The organism is Actinomyces sp. oral taxon 849 str. F0330 (assembly GCF_000239715.1).
Classification (GTDB): Bacteria; Actinomycetota; Actinomycetes; order Actinomycetales; family Actinomycetaceae; genus Actinomyces; species Actinomyces johnsonii.
Map to the genome: position 1 here is coordinate 112,987 of NZ_JH470354.1, position 3,072 is coordinate 116,058.

The window sequence follows — 3,072 nt, forward strand, 5'->3', positions numbered from 1 at the left end:
CGCCAGCCGGTGGAGCCGATGGGGACGGCGCCGCGCTCCCGGGGTGGGACTGCGCGCCGCCCGGGTCGGTGGTAGGGGGCGGAGCTGCCGGTGTGGAGGAGCTCGACGGCGACTGCTCGTCGTGCGGTGACGGCGTTGGGGACTGGGGTGATGGGGCGGGCACCGAGCTGGTGGGTCTCCATCCCAGGTCGTCGCCGCCTGCGGCGCCTTCGGCGGCCAGCGCCGGGGCCGAGGACAGGGAGACGACCAGGGCGGAGGCCGCGATGCGACGGGCCGCGGGGGCGCCCCATCCGTTGAGGAATCTGGCTGCCGGCCCGGGGGCGCCGTCTGGCCGGAAGGACGTGCGATCGTGCGGGCCGGGGATCGCGATGAGGGCGACTACGGCGGAGACGAGGTGCCACAGGGCGCCCAGGGCCCCGACCGCGCAGGTCCCGGCGACGACGGCGTCGGACAGCTCGCTCATGCCCCAGGACTGCGGCGGGACCTCCATGAGGCCCTTCATGGCGCTGAGGGCTGCGTATCCCAGGAGAAGCAGGAGGACCCCGGATACCCCGGCCAGCAAAGTCAGTCGTAGGCGGGCCCCCATGTCAACCTCCATCGTCGTTGATGATTTTTAATAATGTTAGGTGTACTCCTATGGTGTTGTGTTGTCAAGGGTTATGGTGTCTTGTCTCGTCAGGCGACGCTGTTGCACTGAGGCCGTTACCGCAGGTTGTCAGGGCTGGGACGACAAGGGGCGCGGCGGCTTTGCTTCGCCTGCCGACTGTGGTGAGGTGGACTCATGGACTGGGACGTGATGCTCTCCGATCTGGAGAGCAGCTTCGATGCCGAACGCCGCGCGGACCTGGTGGCTCAGAGCGCCGAGCTCGCAGAGGCCGAGCACGCCTCGATCGAGGCGGTCGACCGGCTCCGGGGCTCGGTGGGGCGCCCGGTTCATCTGCGGACGCGCGGGGGTGTGCCCGTCGACGGTGTCGTCACCCGGGTCGAGCCCGCTTACGTCCTTGTGGACGAGGGGGAGGGATTGCAGGCGATCGTTCCGCTGGCCGCGGTGGCGACGGTGGTGGGGCTGGCCGGTCCGGCGCCCCGGGATGCGCGCCGCCGCCCTGCGCTGGGGGCGCTGCTGCGTGAGATCGCTCGACGCGGAGCGAGGGTGCGCCTGGTTGTGGGCACTGGAGAAGTGGTGGGACGGCTGATCCGGGTGGGTGCGGACCACATCGACGTCGCCCTCGACCCTGAGGGCGGTGTCCGTGCGCGCCGCGCGCTCGGTGCGGGAGGTGCGGGTGTCGTCAGCGTCATGACCGCGGCGATCGAGGTGCTGCGCAGTCGTTGACCTCTGCTTCCGAGCGGGGACCGTGAAGAAATATCGGACGGCGTCTGACTCTGACGGTGTCCGACGGCGGTTAAGGGCGGACGCGGCTGAACGGGCGGCTCAGGGCTCCTCGTCCTCGCCCCAGCCCGCGGCCACCATGGCGCGGGTCGAGGCGAGTTGCCGCTGAATGTAGTCCTCGAGAGCCTGGTCCTCGATGCGCCAGAGCTTGCGGGCGCCGACTTGGATGGCTGGAAGGTCCCCGGTACGGATGAGGGCGCGCACGGCCTGGGCGGACAGCTGGAGCTGCTCGGCGACGTCGGCGATGGTCAGGAATCGTGTGCTCATAGAACGATGATCCCACTGCCTGCCTCACTCCACAATTCTCAAAAGAATCTGTGGATAACCTTGCGGTATCATTTCATCTCGACGATGATTAATGGTGATCAAGGAGGATTCCCGTGTCGTCATCCAGCAGTGCGCACTCCCGAGCAGTACCCGAGCGCCCCCGCGGTGGCCGATGGCGCCGTCCCGCCTGGAAGGACCCGAGAATGGCCGGGGGAGTGGTACTGGTCGCTGCGGCCGTGGCCCTGGGCGCCTGGGCCGTTGACGCCGCCGCGGACACCACCCGCGTCTATGCGCTCTCCCAGGACGTCGCCCCCGGAACCGACCTGACCGCCGACGGAGTGCTCACAGTGGTCGAGGCCCATCCCGGTACCGATGCCTATGTCGAGGTTGGGCATCTGCCCGACGGCGCGGTCGCGACCCGCTCCATCAGCAAGGGGGAGCTGTTGGCGGCCGTGGCCGTGGACAGTAGCCGCGAGCAGGCGCTGCGGCCGGTGGTCCTCAACGTCGCCTCCAACCTGCCGGCCTCGACGAAGGTCGGCGACTACGTCGACCTGTGGCTCGTGCCCAAGGAGAACGTCGTCGGCAGGTCCGCCCAGACGCCCGCGGCCGGACAGACGGATCAGAGCGGGCAGGAGCCTGCCGGCGAGGGCGGGGCCCGCCGCGTGGCCACGGGCCTGGTCATCGCCTCGGTCGGTGAGCCCGGTAAGGGGCTGATCTCCGGACCGAGCACCGGGGTGGAGGTCAAGGTCCCCGAAGCATCCCTCGCCGAGGTTCTCAGCGCCGTCGGGCAGGAGGGATCGCTCGTCCTGGTGCCCACCGGCCAGGAGGCGCCCGCGGAGAAATCCTCGTGAGCGCCCCGGGCACCGGGATCCTGCTCGCCCTCAGCGGCGATGACGCCGACATCCTGCGCACGCTGAGCCAACCGGGCAGCGGACTGTGCGTCGTGCGCCGATGCGCCGATCTGCCCGAGCTGCTCTCAGCGGGCATGGCCGGTCTGGCATCCTTCGCCCTGCTGGACACCGGCTTCGACGAGATCGATCGCACCGTTCTGGACCGGCTCGCCCGCGCTGGACTGAGCGGGCTGCTCCTGGTCGAGGGCCATGAGGAGGAGCGCTGGAGCAGCGCCGGATGGCCGGTCCTGCGTCGCGACGCCGCCCCCGGCAGCATCTGCTCCGCGATGCAGGGCATCGCGCGGCGCGGCGCGAGCGATGCCGGCGTGTCTCCCACCGGGTCCTCCGCCGAGGCGGGAACTGTACCCGGGGCGGTCGCCGACGCAGCACCTGGGGCCGTTACCGGAACGGAGGCCGCGGGCGACGACCGGCTGAGTACTGCCACGCCCCCGTCGGCGGACGGGGACAGTGCCGCCAATGCTGCCAACGCCGCCCAGGAGATCGCCTGGTTCGAAGAGCTGTGGCTCC

Annotated in this window: 4 protein-coding genes and 1 pseudogene; 3 read left to right on the forward strand and 2 right to left on the reverse strand. The window is 70.4% G+C overall.

Annotated elements, in window-relative coordinates; all coding sequences use genetic code 11:
* Positions 1–586 (reverse strand): hypothetical protein (locus HMPREF0975_RS16195; RefSeq protein ID WP_009234039.1); only part of this gene is annotated, 586 nt, incomplete at its 3' end.
* Between the two features lie 195 nt (positions 587–781).
* Here HMPREF0975_RS16195 and HMPREF0975_RS09980 point away from each other — a divergent pair.
* Positions 782–1,330 carry a hypothetical protein gene (locus HMPREF0975_RS09980; RefSeq protein ID WP_009234040.1) on the forward strand — a complete coding sequence of 183 codons (549 nt, stop codon included), beginning with the start codon at positions 782–784 and terminating at the stop codon, positions 1,328–1,330.
* A 99-nt stretch (positions 1,331–1,429) separates the two neighbouring features.
* On the opposite strand, the gene HMPREF0975_RS09985 is transcribed toward HMPREF0975_RS09980, so the two are convergent.
* A complete protein-coding gene (locus tag HMPREF0975_RS09985; protein ID WP_009234041.1) occupies positions 1,430–1,654 on the reverse strand; it encodes a helix-turn-helix domain-containing protein in 225 nt (74 codons plus the stop codon).
* Positions 1,655–1,857: 203 nt separating this feature from the next.
* On the opposite strand from HMPREF0975_RS09985, the gene HMPREF0975_RS09990 reads away from it, so the two are divergent.
* Positions 1,858–2,505 (forward strand): hypothetical protein, encoded by a 648-nt coding sequence (locus tag HMPREF0975_RS09990; RefSeq protein WP_009234042.1) that lies wholly within the window; start codon positions 1,858–1,860, stop codon positions 2,503–2,505.
* A pseudogene (locus HMPREF0975_RS16200) lies at positions 2,502–3,072 on the forward strand (AAA family ATPase); the annotation flags it as partial. The gene HMPREF0975_RS09990 and the pseudogene HMPREF0975_RS16200, both read left to right, overlap by 4 nt.

Bases quoted from the DNA above. Each gene is read 5' to 3' on its own strand.
- HMPREF0975_RS09980 (WP_009234040.1), top strand. From the start codon at position 782: ATGGACTGGGACGTGATGCTCTCCGATCTGGAGAGCAGCTTCGATGCC.
- HMPREF0975_RS09985 (WP_009234041.1), bottom strand. From the start codon at position 1,654: ATGAGCACACGATTCCTGACCATCGCCGACGTCGCCGAGCAGCTCCAG.
- HMPREF0975_RS09990 (WP_009234042.1), top strand. From the start codon at position 1,858: ATGGCCGGGGGAGTGGTACTGGTCGCTGCGGCCGTGGCCCTGGGCGCC.